This window comes from Rhodobacter flavimaris, from assembly GCF_021378075.1.
GTDB lineage: Bacteria > Pseudomonadota > Alphaproteobacteria > Rhodobacterales > Rhodobacteraceae > Rhodobacter > Rhodobacter flavimaris.
Genome location: NZ_JAJUOS010000001.1, coordinates 134181 through 152756, shown reverse-complemented (window position 1 = coordinate 152756; position 18576 = coordinate 134181). Strand labels below are relative to the sequence as shown.

General features: G+C 63.6%; 17 protein-coding genes. 9 read left to right on the top strand and 8 right to left on the bottom strand.

Going from position 1 to position 18576, the window contains the following annotated elements:
- Nucleotides 1-3: 3 nt before the first annotated feature.
- On the bottom strand, nt 4-1599 hold the full coding sequence (locus LZA78_RS00740) for an ABC transporter substrate-binding protein (RefSeq protein ID WP_233675045.1): 1596 nt from the start codon (nt 1597-1599) through the stop codon (nt 4-6).
- A 288-nt stretch (nt 1600-1887) separates the two neighbouring features.
- On the opposite strand from LZA78_RS00740, the gene LZA78_RS00735 reads away from it, so the two are divergent.
- The 7 genes from LZA78_RS00735 (at nt 1888) to LZA78_RS00705 (ending at nt 7662) form a co-directional block, all read left to right on the top strand.
- A complete protein-coding gene (locus LZA78_RS00735; protein WP_233675044.1) occupies nt 1888-2433 on the top strand; it encodes a sigma-70 family RNA polymerase sigma factor in 546 nt (181 codons plus the stop codon).
- A complete protein-coding gene (locus tag LZA78_RS00730) occupies nt 2430-3080 on the top strand; it encodes an anti-sigma factor (protein WP_233675043.1) in 651 nt (216 codons plus the stop codon). The genes LZA78_RS00735 and LZA78_RS00730 overlap by 4 nt, the downstream gene beginning before the upstream one ends.
- A gap of 70 nt (nt 3081-3150) precedes the next feature.
- Nucleotides 3151-4482 (top strand): NAD(P)/FAD-dependent oxidoreductase, encoded by a 1332-nt coding sequence (locus tag LZA78_RS00725; protein ID WP_233675042.1) that lies wholly within the window; start codon nt 3151-3153, stop codon nt 4480-4482.
- On the top strand, nt 4479-5258 hold the full coding sequence (locus LZA78_RS00720) for a DUF1365 domain-containing protein (protein ID WP_233675041.1): 780 nt from the start codon (nt 4479-4481) through the stop codon (nt 5256-5258). Before LZA78_RS00725 ends, LZA78_RS00720 begins: the two co-directional genes overlap by 4 nt.
- Nucleotides 5251-6408, top strand: a complete 1158-nt coding sequence (locus LZA78_RS00715; RefSeq protein ID WP_233675040.1) for an SAM-dependent methyltransferase — start codon at nt 5251-5253, stop codon at nt 6406-6408. The genes LZA78_RS00720 and LZA78_RS00715 overlap by 8 nt, the downstream gene beginning before the upstream one ends.
- A complete protein-coding gene (locus tag LZA78_RS00710) occupies nt 6401-7117 on the top strand; it encodes an SDR family NAD(P)-dependent oxidoreductase (RefSeq protein WP_233675039.1) in 717 nt (238 codons plus the stop codon). The genes LZA78_RS00715 and LZA78_RS00710 overlap by 8 nt, the downstream gene beginning before the upstream one ends.
- A gap of 8 nt (nt 7118-7125) precedes the next feature.
- Nucleotides 7126-7662, top strand: a complete 537-nt coding sequence (locus LZA78_RS00705) for a glutathione peroxidase (RefSeq protein WP_233675038.1) — start codon at nt 7126-7128, stop codon at nt 7660-7662.
- Here the strand turns inward: LZA78_RS00705 and LZA78_RS00700 are convergent.
- On the bottom strand, nt 7646-8053 hold the full coding sequence (locus tag LZA78_RS00700) for a DUF2177 family protein (RefSeq protein WP_233675037.1): 408 nt from the start codon (nt 8051-8053) through the stop codon (nt 7646-7648). The two genes, LZA78_RS00705 and LZA78_RS00700, sit on opposite strands and share 17 nt — an antisense overlap.
- Before the next feature lie 156 nt (nt 8054-8209).
- Here LZA78_RS00700 and LZA78_RS00695 point away from each other — a divergent pair, with 156 nt between their 5' ends.
- Nucleotides 8210-9337 carry an NAD(P)/FAD-dependent oxidoreductase gene (locus LZA78_RS00695; RefSeq protein WP_233675036.1) on the top strand — a complete coding sequence of 376 codons (1128 nt, stop codon included), beginning with the start codon at nt 8210-8212 and terminating at the stop codon, nt 9335-9337.
- A gap of 40 nt (nt 9338-9377) precedes the next feature.
- Here the strand turns inward: LZA78_RS00695 and LZA78_RS00690 are convergent, their stop codons facing one another.
- The 6 genes from LZA78_RS00690 to LZA78_RS00665 all read right to left on the bottom strand — a co-directional run bounded on the left by LZA78_RS00690 (nt 9378) and on the right by LZA78_RS00665 (nt 17255).
- Nucleotides 9378-10934 (bottom strand): trimethylamine methyltransferase family protein, encoded by a 1557-nt coding sequence (locus tag LZA78_RS00690; protein ID WP_233675035.1) that lies wholly within the window; start codon nt 10932-10934, stop codon nt 9378-9380.
- 70 nt (nt 10935-11004) lie between these two features.
- On the bottom strand, nt 11005-12090 hold the full coding sequence (locus LZA78_RS00685; RefSeq protein ID WP_233675034.1) for an ABC transporter ATP-binding protein: 1086 nt from the start codon (nt 12088-12090) through the stop codon (nt 11005-11007).
- A complete protein-coding gene (locus LZA78_RS00680; protein WP_233675033.1) occupies nt 12083-13729 on the bottom strand; it encodes an alpha-glucosidase in 1647 nt (548 codons plus the stop codon). The genes LZA78_RS00685 and LZA78_RS00680 overlap by 8 nt, the downstream gene beginning before the upstream one ends.
- Nucleotides 13729-14862 carry a carbohydrate ABC transporter permease gene (locus LZA78_RS00675; protein WP_233675032.1) on the bottom strand — a complete coding sequence of 378 codons (1134 nt, stop codon included), beginning with the start codon at nt 14860-14862 and terminating at the stop codon, nt 13729-13731. The genes LZA78_RS00680 and LZA78_RS00675 overlap by 1 nt, the downstream gene beginning before the upstream one ends.
- Complete coding sequence (locus LZA78_RS00670; RefSeq protein WP_233675031.1) at nt 14862-15857, bottom strand: carbohydrate ABC transporter permease; 996 nt, start codon at nt 15855-15857, stop codon at nt 14862-14864. Before LZA78_RS00670 ends, LZA78_RS00675 begins: the two co-directional genes overlap by 1 nt.
- 48 nt (nt 15858-15905) lie before the next feature.
- Nucleotides 15906-17255, bottom strand: a complete 1350-nt coding sequence (locus tag LZA78_RS00665; RefSeq protein WP_233675030.1) for an ABC transporter substrate-binding protein — start codon at nt 17253-17255, stop codon at nt 15906-15908.
- Between the two features lie 288 nt (nt 17256-17543).
- Here LZA78_RS00665 and LZA78_RS00660 point away from each other — a divergent pair, with 288 nt between their 5' ends.
- A complete protein-coding gene (locus LZA78_RS00660) occupies nt 17544-18575 on the top strand; it encodes a LacI family DNA-binding transcriptional regulator (protein WP_233675029.1) in 1032 nt (343 codons plus the stop codon).
- The last annotated feature ends 1 nt before the right edge of the window (nt 18576 follow it).

Here is an 18576-nt window from a genome sequence, read left to right as displayed (position 1 = left end):
GTCTTACTTCGTCAGATGCGCGAAGGAGTTGTCGTTGAACGACGGGCCGATGATGAAGCCATCGACGTTCTTGCGCATGCCGGAAACCTCGATTTCCTGGAACATGATCACGAAGGGCGAGGCCTGCTGGCTCTCGGTCTGCAACTCGACATACATCTGGGCGCGCTTGGCCGGATCGGCCTCAAGCATCGCCGCATCGGCCTTGGCGGTCATCTCGGGGATGTCCCAAGCGTTGCGCCATGCCAGCGGCTTAGAGGCCGCCTCGTCCGAGTTGTCGGGGTTGCGCGCGAAAGTATCGGCGTTGGTGTGCGGGTCCTGATAGTCCGGCCCCCAGCGACCAATATAGATATCGTGGTTGCGCGCACGATACTTGGTCAGCGTCTGGCCACCGTCACCCGGGATCAGTTCCAGCTTGACGCCGGCCTCGGCCATCGTCTGCTGGATCGCCTGCCCCATCGCGGTGATCTCGGGCGTGTTGCGCGTGTCCATGGTCACGGTGAAGCCATCGGGCACACCGGCCTCGGCCAGCAATTCCTTGGCCTTCGCCACATCGAGGCTGAACGGGTTGTCGTTCAGCGCACCCAGGAAGCCCTCGGGCAGGAAGGCCTGGTGAACCTTGACCTTGCCCGCCATGATCGTGTCGGCGATGGTCTGGTAATCGACCAGATGTTTCATCGCCTGACGCACCTGCGGCTTGGACAGATACTCGTTCTTCTGGTTCAGCCCGAGATAGTAGATCGAGCCCTTCGCCCCGCTCTCAAGCTTGATATCGGGATTGTCTTTCAGCGCAGCGATATCCTCGGCCGCGAGGTTACGGGCGATGTCGATATCGCCTTTCTCCAGCAGCAGGCGCTGCGTCGCGGTTTCGGGAATGTGGCGGTAGATCGCACGGGCCATCGCCGGCTTGTCGCCCGCGTAATTCTCGTTGCGCTCCAGCACCACCACCTCGTTGGCGCGCCAGTCGCGGATCGTGAACGGACCCGAGCCCGCGTAGTTGACCTTCAGCCATTCATAGCCGAAATCGCCGTTGGCCTCGTGCTCCATCACCACCTTCTTGTCCACGACCGAGGCGACGGTCGCCGTCAGGCAGTAGAGCACCAGCGTCGGCGCATAGGGCTGGTCCATCTTGAAGTCGAAGCTGTAATCGCCCGTCGCGACGACCATCTGATCGACATTCTCGGCGTTCAGGCCGAACTGGGTCAGGATGAAGGCGGGCGACTTGTCTAGCTTGACCGCGCGCACCAGCGAAAACACCGCGTCTTCGGCGGTGATCGGGTTGCCCGAGGCAAAGCTGCGGCCTTCCTTGATCTTGAACGAGATGGTCTTGCCATCCTCCGAGATCGTCCAGCTTTCCGCGACCTTGCCGAAGATGTTGGTGACGTCCTTCGGATCGTAGCCAATCAGCGTTTCATAGGTGTTCCCGGCGATCTCGGATGCAGTGAACTCGAAAATCTCGGCGGGATCGAGCGAGATGATATCGTCGATCGACCAGGCCTGAACAAGCGTATCCGCCGGGGTTTCGGCCATGAGCGAGGCGGGCGATGCGGTCACAAGCAGTGCGCCAAGCGCAGCGCTTGCCAGTAATCGGCTGTAATGCATGGTATCCTCTCTGTTTAGCAGCGACGCGCATTGGCGCGTCCGGACCGGTTCATCCGGCCTCCGAATGCGCCGATTAACTGCTTGGTCAAAATTGCTGTCAAGCCAAAGCCCGTGTATCGGCACAACAAAATGTTAGCGCATAGACTCTGCTCAGCGCGCGGGTAATTTGATCAAAAACACGGCAGGGTGTTTAACCTGCCCGCCCCTCTCGGTTTCGAAAGCGCGCCATGTTTTCGCTTGGCGATGGCTGGCTTGGCGCTAGATTGGTTTGGAATATTGGGGCGTTGCATGCCGGACACCACGTTAGATGAGCTTCTTGCACGCGTCGCGCTTGGCGATCGCGCGGCGTTTCGCAAGCTCTACGGGCAAAGCTCTGCGCAACTTTTCGGCTGCTGCCTGCGTATCCTCAAGGAACGACGCGACGCGGAGGACGCCTTGCAGGAAATCTACATCCGCATTTGGCACCGGGCTGGCAGCTTTCGCGCCGAGGCCGGCACCGCCCTTGGGTGGATGCTGGCGATCGCGCGCAACCATGCGATCGACCGGTTGCGCCAGCGTCGCCCGGGCTTGCTGCCCGAGGGGATGGAGGCCGCGGAGATCCTTGCCGACGAAGCGCCAAACCCCGAAGAATCGGTGCTGGCGTCGTCCGAGGGGCGGCGTATCGCCGCTTGTCTTCAGGAACTGGATGCCAACCGGGCCGAAGCGGTCCGCCGCGCCTATGTCGAGGGCGAAAGCTACCTGGAACTCGCCGAGCGTTTCGCTGTTCCTCTCAACACCATGCGAAGCTGGCTGCGCCGCAGCCTGATCGTTCTGCGGGAGTGTTTGAGCAGATGAGTGTGACCTCAAACGACAGCCTGCTGGCCGCGGAATATGTGCTGGGTGTCCTGCCCGCCCCCGAACGGGTGATTTTTGCCGAGCGCCTGCTGCATGAACCGGAACTGGTGCAGGAGGTTACCGCCTGGGAGGCGCAGATGTCCCCCCTCGTGGCAGATGTTCTGCCTTCGCCTCCACCCGCCCGCGTCTGGCGCGGGATCGAGCGGCGGCTTTTCGAACCGGCGGCTCGGTCTTACTGGCGCTGGCTTGGCCCGGCTATCGCCGTCGCGCTCAGTGTCGTTGCGCTGATCGGCTGGATGGATCGCGCGCCACAAGGCCCGCTATATGTGGCCGAGATGACCTCGGACGAGGGCGTCCGGCTTGCCGCGCTTTACGACGCCGACAAGGGCGAGATGCGCGTGTCGATGGCTGGCGCACCACCGCGCGAGGGGCGCGACTTTGAACTCTGGCTGATTGCAGGGGGCGGCGCGCCGATTTCGCTTGGGGTGATGCCGCGCGAGGGCCAGGCGGCGATGCCAATCCCGGCCGAGCTGCGCGCCCTGGTGGCAAGCGCCACCATGGCGATCACCGACGAGCCACTTGGCGGCTCGCCCACCGGCGTGGCCACTGGCCCGCTGGTCGCTGCCGCCCCGATGGTCCGCATCTGATTTTTTCTGCAAGGCGCGCAACTTTTTGCGCACGGCCCCCGTCTTCTTTCCTAACAGGAAGGGAGATCAGATGCGCTTCTTCGAGTTTCAGGGAAGTTATGGCCCCCCGCGCGAACGCGTGGCAGTCATCGGCAGCGGCATCGCAGGCCTCGGGACGGCCTGGCTCTTGGCCCCGCACCATGACGTGACCCTTTTTGAGGCCGAAGGCCGCCCGGGCGGCCACAGCCGCACCCGCGAGGCGCTCGGGGTGTCCGTGGACACCGGCTTCATCGTCTGCAATCCACGCACCTACCGGCTGTTCATGCCCCTCATGCAGCATCTGGGCGTTCAGTTGAAACCCACGGATATGTCGTTTTCTGCCTCGTTCGGCGGGGGGCGCTATGAATTCGGCACGCGCACCCTGCCCGCGCTTTTCGCGCAATGGCGGCGCGCGGTTGATCCCGGACATCTGGGCCTGTTGAGCGACGCGCTCCGCTTTTTCCGGGGGGCCACCGACTACGCCAACAGCGATCTGACCTTGGGGCAGATGGTCGATGAAATGCACTTGGGCCGCAGCTTCCGCGACCGGTTCCTCTTGCCGATTTCGGGGGCAATCTGGTCCACGCCCACCCGCGGGATGCTTGACTTTCCCGCCGCGCCCTTCGTGCGTTTCTTCGACAACCACGGCCTGCTGAGCGTGGCAAGCCATCCGCAATGGTACACCGTCGAGGGCGGCGCACGCAGCTATGTCGAGCGACTTCTGTCGGTGACCGATGCGCGGGTGAACCTCTCCGATCCGGTGCGACGCGTCCTGCGCGAAGCGGGCGGCATCAGCCTGCATTCCGCCTCGGGGGTGCATCGCTTCGATCGCGTGGTATTCGCCTGCCATGCACCCCAGGCGCTGGCGATGATTACCGACCCCACGGCAGCGGAGCGAGAGATCCTCGGCGCGTTCCGCACGCAGCCAAATCGGGTCGTGCTGCACTCGGACGCCAACTTCATGCCCCGCCGGCGTGCCGCATGGTCATCATGGAACTACGTCACGCGAGGCGAGGCGATCCCGCATGACCGCCCGGTCAGCCTGAGCTACTGGATGAACCTGCTGCAAGGGCTCAAGACGCCGAAGCCGCTGATCGTCACCCTCAACCCCGAACGCGAACCCGCGCAAGTCCACGACGACTGCTGGCTGTCCCATCCGCAATTCGACCATGCCGCGATTACGGCGCAGGCGCGCCTGCCCGAAATTCAGGGGCATGGCGGGCTTTGGTTCGCGGGTGCATGGACGCGCTATGGCTTTCACGAAGACGGGCTTCTTTCCGCGCTACGCGTGGCGCAGGGCATGGGCCTCGACTGGCCCCTTGGCCCCGACCCCTGGGTCGAGCAAAGCGCCCCCGCGCCGCAACTGCTGGAGGCCGCGGAATGAGCATCTGGGATGGCGCAGTGATCGCAGCACGGATCTGGCACGGGCGCTCGGGGGATGCGGTGCTGCGCGGTGGACGGCGCGACTTCACCTATCACGCTCACTATATCGCCGTGGACATCGACCAGATCGATGCCGGAACCGCCCCGATTGCCGTGGATCGCCCCGGATTTTGGCGCTTGCGGCGGCACGACTACGGCCCGCTGGACGGATCGAGCCTGCGGACCTGGGCCGAAGGTTTGTTAGGCATGGCGGGGTTGCAGATCGTGTTGGTCACCCTTCCCCGCTCGGCTTTCTGGGGGTTCAACCCGGTCTCGTTCTGGCTGGCCCGCGACACGCGCGGTCTGCGCGCGGTCATCGCCGAGGTGTCCTCGACCTTCGGAGAGCGGCACTGTTACCTGATCCGCCACCCCGACGGCGCCCCCATCGAGGCAGGCGACCGGATCAGCGGTGAAAAGCTGTTTCACGTCTCGCCCTTCTTGCCGCGCGAGGGCAGCTACACCTTCCGCTTCGACACGACCGACGGGCGGTTTGGAGCCTTCGTGGACTGGTCGAACGGCTCTACCCGACTGGGCACATCACTGGCAGGACACACCCGCCCGCTGACGAGCAGCACGGCGCGCAGAGCGGCCTGGCGCCATCCATTCCAGCCCGAACGCGTTATTTCCTTGATTCACTGGCAGGCCGCGCAGATCATCTTCCGGGGGCTGACCTATCACGCCCACCCCCGACAGCTCGCCCGCCGTACCAGCACCGCAGAAGGTCACGAGCATGTTTGAACGCCAGATCGAAACCCGTTTTCTGTCCACGCTTGAGCGCATGGGCTGCGGCAGCTTGCTCCTGACGCTGCCAGGCGGCCGGACGCATTCCTTCGCTGGCCCAAGGCAGGGACCGGCGGCTGAGTTGACGATCCACCATCCCCGCGCCATCACCGCCATCGCCGCGAAAGGCGACGTGGGCTTCGCCGAAGCCTATCGCGATGGGTTGCTCGACAGTCCCGATCTTGCTGCGCTGATGACGCTTGCGCTGATGAACGATGATACCCTCAGCCGCTACATCGACGGGAATTCCCTGGTCGCGCGGCTTCTGCACTTCCTCTACCGCTTTCAGCGCAACACGCCCGAGGGTGCGCGGCGTAACATCCATGCGCATTACGATCTGGGCAACGCGTTCTACCGGCTTTGGCTCGATCCGAGCATGACCTACTCCTCTGCGCTATTTGACCAGAACGACGATCTGCACAGCGCGCAACTGCGCAAATATGACCGGATCCTTGAGCAGTTGGACCGACCATCCGGGCGCATTCTGGAGATCGGCTGCGGCTGGGGCGGCTTCGCCGAACGGGCCTTGATGCGCGGCGATTACGGCATCAAGGGTCTGACCCTGTCCACCGAACAGGCCGATTTCGCGCGCAACCGTCTGGGTCGGGGCGCTGAAATCGCACTGCAGGACTATCGGCACGAGAACGGCAAGTTCGACCACATCGTCTCGATCGAGATGTTCGAAGCCGTGGGCGAAGAGTTCTGGCCCGCCTATTTCGCCAAACTCCGTCAGGCCCTTTCGCAAAGCGGTCGCGCCGTTGTGCAGACCATTACGATCGACGAGCCGCATTTCGACAGCTACCGCCGCAGCGCCGACATGATCCGCAGTTTCGTCTTCCCGGGCGGCATGTTGCCCACCCCCACCCGTTTCTGCGCCGAGGCCGAACGCGCCGGACTACGCATCGAGGATAGCTTTGGCTTCGGTCAGGATTATGCACGCACCCTGCGCGACTGGCTTGCCCGGTTCGAGGACCGTCTGGCCGACGTGCGCGCACTTGGCTTTGACGAGGGGTTCATCCGCATCTGGCGCGCCTATCTGGCGGCCTGCATCGCCAGCTTCTCGACCCGGCGCACCGATGTTGTCCAGTTCCGGATGTCTCATGGCTGAGAAGATCTGGATCATCGGGGCAAGCTCGGGGATCGGGGCGGCCCTTGCGCGAGCTTATGCTGCGCGCGGTGCGCGAGTGATCGTCTCGGCCCGCGGCACCGAGCGGCTTCAGGCGCTGGCCGATGAGACCGACGTACAGGCCTTGCCCTGCGATATGGGTAGCCGCGCCTCGATCATGGCTGCGGCAGAGGCGATCGGCGGGCCGCTCGACCGGATCGTCAACCTCGCGGCGCTTTACGATCCGGGCATGGTGCTTGATCTCGACCCGATCCGCGCGGAAGAGCTTTTGCGCGTCAACCTGCTCGGGTCATTTCATCTCGCGCAGATCGCGCCCCGCCTGTTGCGACCGGGCGGACAGCTGGCGCTCTGCGGCTCGGTCGCGGGCTATTTCGGCCTGCCGAAGGGTCAGCTGTATTCGGCCAGCAAGGCCGGTGTCATCAACCTGGCCGAGAGCCTTCGCGCGGAACTGCCCGACCTCGATATCCGCCTGATTTCACCGGGTTTCGTGGACACGCCGATGACTGCGCGCAACGATTTCACCATGCCTGCGCTGCTGACCCCGGACCAAGCGGCCCGAACAATCCTGCACGGCCTTGACCGCCCCGGATTTGAGACACATTTCCCCAGACGCTTCACGACCTTGCTTAAACTGCTGCGGATATTGCCCTATGCTCTGGGCCTTCGCCTGACCCGCCGCCTTGTCACATGAGGATTGCCATGCTTCGCCGGACCTTCCTGAGCCTCACCCTTGTTGCCGCCGCCCTGCCCGCGCTGGCGGGCGAGCCGATGCCGCGCTTCACCTTCCCTTCGGCCGATGGCGGCGAGATCGACACGGCGGATTGGGCGGGCCATACGGTTCTGGTGACGAACACAGCCTCGCTGTGCGGCTTTGCTCCGCAGCTTGAAACGCTCCAGGATCTACATGAGGAACTTGGCCCCAAGGGGCTGATCGTAATCGCCGTGCCCTCGAATGATTTCGACCAGGAACTGGCGACGGCGAAGGAGGCCAAAAGCTACTGCGCGCTGAACTTCGGCCTCGATCTGCCGATGACCGACATCCTGCACGTCGCCAAGGGGGAGGTGCATCCCTTTTACGCCTGGCTGCGCGACACCGAAGACTTCACCCCCAGCTGGAACTTCAACAAGGTGCTCATCGGGCCGGACGGGCGCGTGGTCGGAACCTACGGCGCCTTCGTCAAGCCCACCTCGGCCAGCCTGCGTAATGCGATCGACAGCCTCATGCCGCAGGGCTGAAGGCACGCAGCGCGGCCAAGCCGGCCCAGGCCGAGAACCCGGTCAGAGCACCACCCCAGAGCGTATCAACAACCACTTGCTGCACCGACCAGAGCCGGATGGTCGCGTAATTGGTGAACTCGTAAGTACCATAGGCGACCAGACCAAAAATAATCGCCGGTAGGATGGCCGATGCCGGGCTTCCCGCCCGCAATGCGGGCACTGACACCAGATAAAGCAGCCCCGCGATATAGCCGAGGTAGAACAGGGCCGCGGGCCCCACGCGCATGACGTCGGGGTAAAGCTCGGCGATGTGGCGATCGAAGATCGGCTTGATCATGAAGCGAATTCCGACCGCGTCGATGGACAGAAACACGGCGGTGGTGATCAGATAAAGGGCGGCGATCTGCATCTTGGGCATCCTTTTGCAGCATGTTCTTTCCGGAAATACGAATATGCGGCCCAATAAGTTGCATTCCCTTGCGCGGAACTGCCACAGTGGCGGGGCTTGTCCCTGACCGACCAGCGAAATACATTCACGTCAATGAATGTAAGCCCGGAGCCAACCATGTCCCAGATCGTCATCCTCGGCTCGGGCTTTGCTGCCCTGACCGCCATCCGCGAATTGCGCAGCCAAGGCGTCAAGGCCGAGATTACCGTGATTTCGCCGCGCGATGAGCTGCACTACGTTCCCTCCAGCATCTGGATCCCTGCGGGTGTGCGCAAGGCCGAGAATCTGCGCCTGCCGCTGCGCCGGTTCTTCGAACGCCACAACGTCAAGTTCATCAAGGCCGCGGTGACGGGTCTTAGCGCCGCCGAGAAGCGCGTCGAGACCGACGCAGGACCGGTCACGGCAGATCAGATCCTGATTGCCACGGGCGGGCGCTTCATCCGCAAGCTGCCGGGGATCGAGAACGCGATCATCCCCTGCGAGGGGATCGCAGCGGCCGAAGCCATGACCGCGAAGCTCGCGGGCCTCGACGGCGGCACCATCGCCATCGGCATGGCCACGAACCCCAATGAACCCGGCGCGATGCGCGGCGGGCCGATGTTCGAATACCTCTTCATCCTCGACACGTTGCTGCGCCGTCAGGGCCGTCGCGACCGCTTCAAGCTGGTGTTCTTCAGCCCCTCGGACCGCCCCGGCGCGCGGCTTGGCGAAAAGGCGGTGGACGGGTTGCTGGTCGAAATGAAGCGTCGCGGGATCGAGACGCGGCTCGGCCACAAGATGGTCCGGATCGACCCCGACCGCGTGGTGACCGAGGGCGGCGAGATCCCGGCCGAACTGATCCTGTTCCAGCCCGGCATGACCGGCCCCGCGTGGCTCGCGCAATCCGACCTGCCGCTCTCGCCCGGCGGGATGGTGCGCGCGGATGCGGGCTGCCGGGTCGAGGGAACCGACGCGATCTGGGTTGCGGGCGATGCGGGCAGCTACCCCGGCCCCGACTGGCTGCCCAAGCAGGCCCACCAGGCCGATTTGCAGGCCAAGGCGGCGGCGGCGAATATCGCCGCCGTGCTGCAAGGCCGCTCGCCCGATGCGACCTTCGTGGCCGAGCTGATCTGCATCATGGATTCGCTCGACAAGGGGATGCTGGTGTTCCGGCGCGGCAAGTTGAACATCGTGCTGCCCGCGCTGCGGCCGCTGCACTGGGTCAAGCGCATGTTCGAGCGCCACTACCTGCGCGCCTTCCGCTAAACGAAAAGGCCGGCGATCCTGAGATCGCCGGCCTTTCAGATCACATAAAGGCGTCGGGTTCCGCGGCCTTCTTCTTAGCCACATATTCGGCCAGCGCCTCGGCGGTGCCGGGGTCGATATCCGGGGCCTGATATTCGCCCAGCATCTTCTCGACCCGCTTTTCGGCCAGCGCCATGGTGTCGCGCGCGCCTTCCTCTTCCCAAGTCTCGAAAGGCTTGTAGTCAAGCACGTCGGTCTTCCAGAACGCGGTCTTGAAGTTCGCTTGCGTGTGGCTGCACCCGAGGTAGTGGCCGCCCGGCCCCACTTCGCGCAGCGCATCCATGCCCTGGCCGTTCTCGCTCATGTCCACACCGGCGGCGAGGCGGTGCAGGATGCCCAGTTGATCGGCGTCCATCACGTATTTCTCGTAGGACGAGACCAGACCGCCTTCCAGCCAACCGCAAGCGTGCAGCATGAAGTTCACGCCCGACAGCAGGCCGATGTTGAGGCTGTTCGCCGTTTCATAGGCCGCCTGCGCGTCGGGCAGTTTCGAGCCGCAGAACGACCCGGCCGAGCGGTAGGGCAGCCCCAGACGCCGGGCCAACTGCCCCGCACCAAGCGTGATCTGCGCCGCTTCCGGGGTACCGAAGGTCGGCGCGCCCGAGTTCATGTCGATCGAGGTCACGAAGGCGCCGAAGATCACCGGCGCGCCGGGGCGGATCATCTGGCTGTAAGCCACACCCACCAGAACCTCGGCCAGAACCTGCGTCAGCGTGCCCGCAACGGTCACCGGCGCCATCGCGCCGCCGACGATGAAGGGCGAGATGATGCAGGCCTGGTTCGCGGCGGCATAAACCTCCAGCGCGTCCATCATGATCGGGTCGAAGGTCAGCGGCGAGTTGATGTTCACCAGCGACGTCATCACCGTGTTCTGATCGACGAAATCCGAGCCGAACAGGATCTTGGACATCTCGACCGAGTCGACGCAGCGCGAGCGCTCGGTCACCGAACCCATGTAGGGCTTGTCGGACAGCGTCATATGGGCGTGCAGCATGTCGAGGTGGCGCTTGTTCACCGCAACGTCGGTCGGCTCGCACACGGTGCCGCCCGAATGGTGAACCCATTTCGACATCTGGCCAAGTTTCACGAAGTTGCGGAAGTCGGCGATGGTGGCGTAGCGGCGGCCACCCTGACGGTCGCGCACGAAGGGCGGGCCGTAGACCGGGGCCAGAACGAGGTTCTTGCCGCCGATGGTCACGTTGCGCTCGGGGTTGCGGGCGTGCTGGATGAAGCTCGACGGAGCCGTCTTGCACAGCGAGCGCGCCAGACCGCGCGGCAGGCGCACGCGCTCACCCTGAACGTCTGCGCCCACGGCGCGCCAACGCTCCAGCGCGGCGGGGTTATCGACGAAATTGACGCCGATTTCCTCAAGCACCGTCTCGGCGTTGTATTCGATGATCTGGAGCGCCTCTTCGTTCAGGATCTCCATATTCGGGATGTTGCGCTCGATGAAGCGCGCAAACTCGATCTTGGGCGCAGTCCGCTCGGCGCGACGCGCCGCCCCGCCACCGCCCCGAGCCCTACGCCCTGCACCAGCTTGCACAACCGTTTCTTCCATTGCGGCCTCCGCGTGTTCCTTTCCCCCGTTTTAGCGCGGGGGGCGCGGATGCCATGCGCGGATTGCGACCTCAGCGGTAGATTAGCGACCGCCCACCGGCGAAAAGGTGGACCTTGGCCGGATCCGCGCCAAGCGTCACCTGGCGGCGGCGCAGGTCGCTGTGAATTCCCGGCAGCTTGGCGATGATCGCCGGGGCGCCCTCGGGATGGGTGAAGTAGAGCAAGGTCACCTCGCCCAAGGCCTCGACGATATCGACGGTGCCGGTGTAGATCCCCTCGCCCTGCGCGGGCACGAAATCCTCGGGGCGCACGCCGATATTGACCTGCAACCCCATGTCGGTGTCGCGCGTCGGCACATGTGATCGCGCGGTGCCGCCGTTTTGCAGACGAATGGTGGTGACATCTCCGGTTTCGACAATTTCACCGGGCAGCAGGTTCATGGCCGGTGAGCCGATGAACTGCGCGACAAACTCGCTGTTCGGGCGTTCATAAAGCTCCAGCGGCGAGCCGACCTGCGCGATGCCCTTGTTGGCCAGCACCACGATGCGCGAAGCCAGCGTCATCGCCTCGACCTGATCGTGGGTGACATAGATCATCGTGCGCTCCGGCATGGCCTCCTTGAGCTGCGCGATCTCGATGCGCGTCGCCACCCGCAGCGCCGCGTCGAGGTTCGAGAGCGGCTCGTCGAACAGATACACCTTGGGGTCGCGCACGATGGCCCGCCCGATCGCCACGCGCTGCCGCTGCCCGCCAGAGAGCGCCTTGGGCAGCCGGTCGAGATAGGGCGTCAGTTGCAGGATGCGCGCGGCATTTTCGACCGCTGCGTCGATCTCGGCCTGCGGTTTCTTGGCGATCTTGAGGGCAAAGACCATGTTCTCGCGCACCGTCATATGCGGATAAAGCGCGTAGGACTGGAACACCATCGCGATGCCGCGCTGCGCGGGCGGAACGTCATTCATGCGCTGGCCGTCGATGAACACATCGCCCCCGCTGATCCGCTCAAGCCCCGCAATCATGCGCAGCAGCGTCGATTTCCCGCAGCCCGAGGGTCCGACGAACACGATCAGCTCCCCCGCCGCAATCTCGAGGTCGATATCCTTCAGGACATTCACCTCGCCATAGGACTTGGCAACTTGCCTGAGCGAAAGGTCAGCCATGTCGGCCTCCGGGGTTCAAAAGCAGGATGCTGGGCTGCCACGGGCCGAGGTGAAGCGTGTGATCGGGCAAGGGACGCGTTGAGCCGATCTCGCCGGCGATGGTTATCCAGTCGCCTGCAGGCACCACCGTATCGACGGGGTGGTCCGAGAGATTGAAGATACACAGGATTGTCTCGTCCGCGGTCTCGCGCAGGAAGCGAATGACCTCGCCCTGAACCTCAACCTGTTTCATCGAACCTACGCGCAAAGCGTTGTGCTGCTTGCGAAACGCGATGACCCGGCGATAGTGATGCAAAAGCGCTGCCGGGTCATGCTCGGCCGTGTCTGCGGCGCTATAGTGATGCACCGAGGGCACCGGCAGCCAAGGCCGCGCGGTCGAGAACCCGGCATAGGCCGCGTCCTTTTCCCAGACCATTGGAGTGCGGCAGCCATCGCGGCCTTTGAACTCGGGCCAGAACTCCTTGCCATAGGGATCTTGCAAGTCTTCATAGGCAATCTCCCCCTCCGGCAAGCCCAGTTCCTCGCCCTGATACAGGCAGACCGACCCCTTGAGGCACATCAAAAGTGTCGCGTACGCTCTTGCGCCTGCTGGTGTCAGCCCCCAACGCGAGACATGACGGACGACATCGTGGTTGGAATAGGCCCAGCAGGCCCAACCCTGCGGCGCCACGCGATCAAGATGTGCGAAAGTGTCGGAGATGAACTGTGCCGATAGCGGCGAATGGCCGGACAGAAGTTCGAACGCATAGGACATCTGCATCCGGTCCTCGCCCGAGGTGTATTCGCCCAAGATCTCGAGCCCGCGCTGGCTATCGCCCACCTCGCCCACGGCAGCGGCATTGTAGCCATTCATGAGCGTGCGCAATTTCCGAAGGAATTCAATGTTCTTCGGGTGGTTCTTGTCGTAGATGTGGCGCTGGTGATTGTAGGGGTTCACCTTGGGCGCCGTCTGATCGTTACGCTCGGCCACCGGCAGGGGCGGATTGTCGCGCAGCTGCTCGTCATGCATGTAGAAGTTGATCGTATCGAGGCGGAAGCCATCCACCCCGCGCTCTAGCCAGAACTTGGCGACCGCCAGCAATTCCTGCTGAACGGCGGCGCAATGGAAGTTCAGATCGGGCTGCTGGATCAGGAAGTTGTGCAGGTAATACTGTTCGCGCCGCGTATCCCAGTGCCACGCCGGTCCGCCAAAGATCGACAACCAGTTGTTGGGCGGCGTACCATCAGGCCTGGGGTCGGACCAGACATACCAATCAGCCTTGTCATTCTCGCGGCTAGACCGGCTTTCCTTGAACCATGGGTGCTGGTCCGAGGTGTGGCTCAGCACAAGGTCAATCATCACCTTGAGCCCAAGCGCATGGGCGGCGGCAATCACCTGATCAAAATCGGCGAGAGAGCCGAACATCGGATCGACGTCGCAATAGTCTGAAACGTCATAGCCGAAATCCCGCATGGGCGAGGTGAAGAAGGGCGAAATCCAGATCGCATCGACGCCGAGGCTGGCGACATACGGCAGGCGCCGGACAACGCCGAGAAGATCGCCTACCCCATCGCCATTGCTGTCCTGAAAGCTGCGCGGATAGATCTGGTAGATCACCGCGCCACGCCACCAATCCTGGTCTTTCCGAAGTACGTTCATCAGCCACCTTTCACCGAGCCGGCCAGCAGGCCGCGCACCAGGTATTTCTGCATTGCAAAGAAGACGATCAGCGGCACCGCAATCGAGATGAAGGCCGAAGCCGCGAGGATCTCCCAATCGCCACCGCGCGAGCCTAGAAGTTCGCGTAGCACGCCGGTCATCACCAACTGCTCCTTACGGTTGCCGAGGAAGACGGTGGCAACCAGAAGGTCATTCCAGACCCAGAGGAACTGGAAGATCGCAAACGAGGCCAGCGCCGGGAAGCTGAGCGGCAGGATGATGCGGCGGAAGATCTGGAACTCGGTCGCGCCATCGACGCGGGCGCTCTCGATGATCTCGCGCGGCAGGCCGACCATGTAGTTGCGCAACAGGTAAATCGCGAGCGGCAGGCCAAAGCCCGTATGGGCCAGCCAGATCCCCATGTAGCCCTTCCCGAGGCCGATCTCGTTGTGGAATTTCAACAGCGGGATCAGCGCCAGTTGCAGCGGCACGACCAACAGGCCGACGACACCGGCGATCAACAAGGCGCGTCCCGGAAACTCCATCCACGCCAGTGCGTAGGCGGCAAATGCCGCGATCAGGATGGGAATGATGGTGGCCGGGATGGTCACGGTGAAGGTGTTGATGAAGGCCTGCCCCAGCCCCTCGGCCCCGATGACGCGGGCATAGTTCCCGGTCGTAAATTTCGGCGGCGCGGTGGTGGTCAGGAAGATCCGCATCCCGCGCTGATCGGTGAATTCGGTGGGCGAGGTCAGCCGGTAGGTGCCGTCTTCGGCCACGCTCAGCGCCTGCCCGTCCTTCAACTCGGCCACGTCGCCGGGCGCGTAAGCCGCCGGATCGCGCGAATTCGTGCCCCAGGCGCTCAGGTTCTGGCCCTCGGTCAGCACATTGCCCGCGGTGACCCATAGTTCGCCCTCCTGCGCCTGATCGGCGGCGGTTCCCGCGCGCACGAAACTTGTGGCCTCGGATGACATACTCGCGCGCCACCAGCCGGAATTGGCGATCTGGTCGCGGTCACGGAACGAGGACACCAGCAAGCCGAAGGTCGGTATCGTCCAGAGCAGCACAAGCGCCAGCGCCGCCAGATTGACCACCCAGACCAGCCGCGCCTTGGTGCCTGCAATCGCGCTCATCACAGCATCTCCCGGCGGGCGTTGCGGATGTTCCAGATCATGATCGGCGTCACCAGCGCCATGATCACGATAGCAATCGCCGAACCACGGCCATAATCGGGCGCGCCCCGGAACATCCAGTCATACATCAGGTTAGCCAGCACCTGCGTGCCCCACTGGCCGTTGGTCATGACGAAGACGATATCGAAGACCTTGAGCACGACGATCGTGATGGTCGTCCAGACCACGGCAATTGTGCCCCAGATCTGCGGCACCTTGATCTTGAAAAAGAGCTGCCAGGGATTGGCGCCATCAAGGATCGCGGCCTCGATCGTCTCTTCGGGAATGCCGCGTAGTGCGGCCGACAGGATCACCATGGCGAAACCCGTCTGAATCCAGATCAGCACCGCCATGAGGAAGAAGTTGTTCCAGAAGGGCAGCGTCAGCCAAGTCTCGGGCGGGTGGCCAAGCGAAGTCCAGATAGCATTCAGCAGGCCGATCTGCTCCTGCCCTTCGGCGCGGTAGTCGTAGATGAACTTCCAGATCACGCCCGCACCGACGAAGGAGATCGCCATGGGCATGAAGATGAAGCTTTTCGCGGCATTGCCCCAGCGGATGCGGTCGGTCACCTGCGCGGCCAGCAGCCCGAAGAAGGTCGAGGCGGCGGGCACGACCAAGAGCCAGAGCATGTTGTTAAAGATCGACTCGCGGAACTTTACGTCGCCCATCAGCCAGCGGTAGTTGTCGAGCCCGACGAAGGCCCGGCTGTCGGCATCCAGCAGGCTGCGCCAGGCCGAGTTGACGACGGGGTAGACGAGGTAGAGCGACAGGAACAGAACTGCCGGGCCGATGAACAGCCAGGGGCGGATCATGTTGGCGCGCAGAATGTTGCGCCCCGCATCCACTCCACGCGGCGGATAAAGGCCGTCGAGCACCCAGTTCGACCCCCAGAACCAGGCAACGCAGCCGAAGACGCCTGCGACGATGGTTCCGCCTGCAAATAGAAGTTGCTCCACAGCGCCCCCGGTGAAAAGGCCGCCCACCGATGGCGGGCGGCGCGGATCTTACTTCAGAGTATCCCACGTGGCCTGGATCGACTTGGCAACGTCATCGGCAGGCTTGCCCCCCGCGTAATCGACTATACCGGTCCAGAACGCACCGGCGCCAATCGCACCCGGCATCAGGTCGGACCCATCGAAACGGAAGGTCGTCGCGTTGAGCAGGATGGCCCCCATCTTCTTGAGCGTCTCGTCGCCGTAAACCTCGGAGTTCACCGCCTTGTAAGGCGTCACGAAGCCGGTCTGCGCCATCCAGATTTCATGCGCGATCGGGCTTTCGAGGAAGGTGATGAACGCATCCGCCGCCGGGTTCTCGGTCAGCTTGGCGAACATCGTGCCCGCGCCCAGAACCGGCTGGCCCAGATCCTTGCCCGCATAGGCCGGGAAGTAGAAGAAATCGGCATCCTGCCCGATCACCGTGCCTTCGGGGAAGAAAGACGGGATGAACGAGGCCTGTCGGTGCATGTAGCACTGCGGCGGCGAGGCGAAGAGGCCCTTCGGGCTGTCACGGAAGTCGGTCGAGGCCACGGCCCCGGCGCCGCCCGCCACGAAGGCGTCGTTGCGCGCGAACCAGCCGAATTCATCAATCGCCGCGACCACCTTGGGATCGTCGAACGCGAGGTCATTCTTGACCCATGCGTCGTAATCCTCGGGCGTGTTGAGGCGCAGCATCATGTCCTCGACCCAGTCGGTCGCGGGCCAGCCCGTCGCGCCGCCAGACCCCAGCCCGATGCACCACGGCGTGCCGCCATCGGCCACGATCTGCTCGGTCAGCGCCTTGAGATCCTCCATCGAGGTGGGGACCTCGTAGCCCGCATCCTCGAAATTCTCGGGCACATACCAGACCAGCGATTTCACGTCAGCCTTGTAGGGGAACGCGTATTGATGCGCCTGCCCGTCCGGCCCGGTGTAATTTCCGTAAGCCGCCCAGCTGTCACCCGCAGCGTAATTGTCCTTGATCCATTGCTCGGTGCCGTCGGCCAGCGGCTTCAAGTGCCCCTTCTTGGCTAGATCCGCCGCAAGCCCCGGCTGCGGGAACACGGCCACATCGGGGGGCGAGCCCGCCTCGGCGTCGATCACGATCTGCTGCTCGAAACTGTCCGAGCCGGCATAGTCCACCTCAACCCCGGTCGCGGCCTCGAAATAGGCGATCACGCTTTCGACCAGATCCTTGTCAGCCGAGAGCCACGGCCCCAGAACGGTGAGCTTCTGGCCCTTTAAGTCCATCGACTTCAGCGCCTCGTAGGACGCCCAGTTGAAGCGCGCATCCTCACCCGGCGCGAACTTGAGATCCTGCGCAGCGGCCGCACCGGCCGCCAGCGCCAGAACCGCTGCGGAAAGATAAAGTGATTTCACCGTTAAGCCCTCCCAGACTCGGCAATGCTCCTTGAAACCGCCATGAGAGTCGCACTATCTCGACTCATCACCAAAGCGGTTTGGATGCGCGACAGTCTGACAATCACCCCTAAAAGTCAATCAAACTGTTCGCCGCAAATGCATAGTAAAAACAAGGCGTAGTTTTCAGGTGCAGCAATTTGTTAACGCTATCGCAGACCGATTGACGCCGACACATCGCATCAGTAACTTCGACAAATCCCAAACCGCTTTGAGCGATCTTCATACGGCGCCACGGAGCCGAGCACGATGAACCTGAAAGAACTGGCCAGCCATCTGGGCCTCTCGCCGACGACGGTCAGCCGTGCGCTCAACGGCTACCCCGAGGTTAACGAGGCCACCCGCAAACGCGTGACCGAGGCCGCGCGTACTCACAACTATCGGCCCAACACGCAGGCCAAGCGGCTGGCCACCGGACGCGCGATGGCGATCGGCCATGTCATCCCGATTTCGACCCAGCATGAAATCGTGAACCCGGTCTTTGCAGATTTCATTTCGGGCGCGGGCGAGGTTTATGCCCGCTCGGGCTACGACATGATCCTGACCATCGTCCCCGACGATGACGAAGAGCGCGCCTATCGCGAGTTGCGCTCCAAGGGGAATGTGGATGGCATCATCGTTCACGCCCCGAAAGAGGGCGACAAGCGGATCGCGCTCCTGCAAGGGCTTGGCCTGCCCTACGTTGTGCATGGGCGCTGCTCGGGGGTGGAGGCGCCCTATTCCTGGGTGGATGTGAACAACGCCCGCGCTTTTGAACGTGCGACTGATTTCCTGCTCGATCTGGGCCACCGGCGCATCGCCCTGATCAACGGCATCGACACGATGGATTTCGCGCTGCGCCGGTTGCGCGGCTACTCCGATGCGCTGGCGGCGCGCGATGTACCCCTTGACCCGCAGCTGATCGTCTCGGGCGAGATGACCGAGGCGCAGGGCCATGACGCTGCGCGCGCCATGCTACGGCTGCCCGATCCGCCGACCGCCTTCATGACCGCCTCGCTGCTGTCAGCCATGGGCGCACGGCGCGGCATCGAGGAAGCGGGGCTGCGCATGGGCCGCGACATCTCGATCCTGACCCATGACGACGAACTGGGCTACCTGCGCAACGGCACGGACGAGCCGATCTTCACCTGCACCCGCTCCTCGGTGCGCGAGGCCGGACGGCGCTGCGCGCGCATGTTGCTGGACCAGATCGCCCATGGCGACGCCAGCCCGCGATCAGAGTTGCTGGAAGCGGTGCTGGTGGTCGGCCAATCGACCGGCCCGGCAAGGCGGCAGGGCTGAC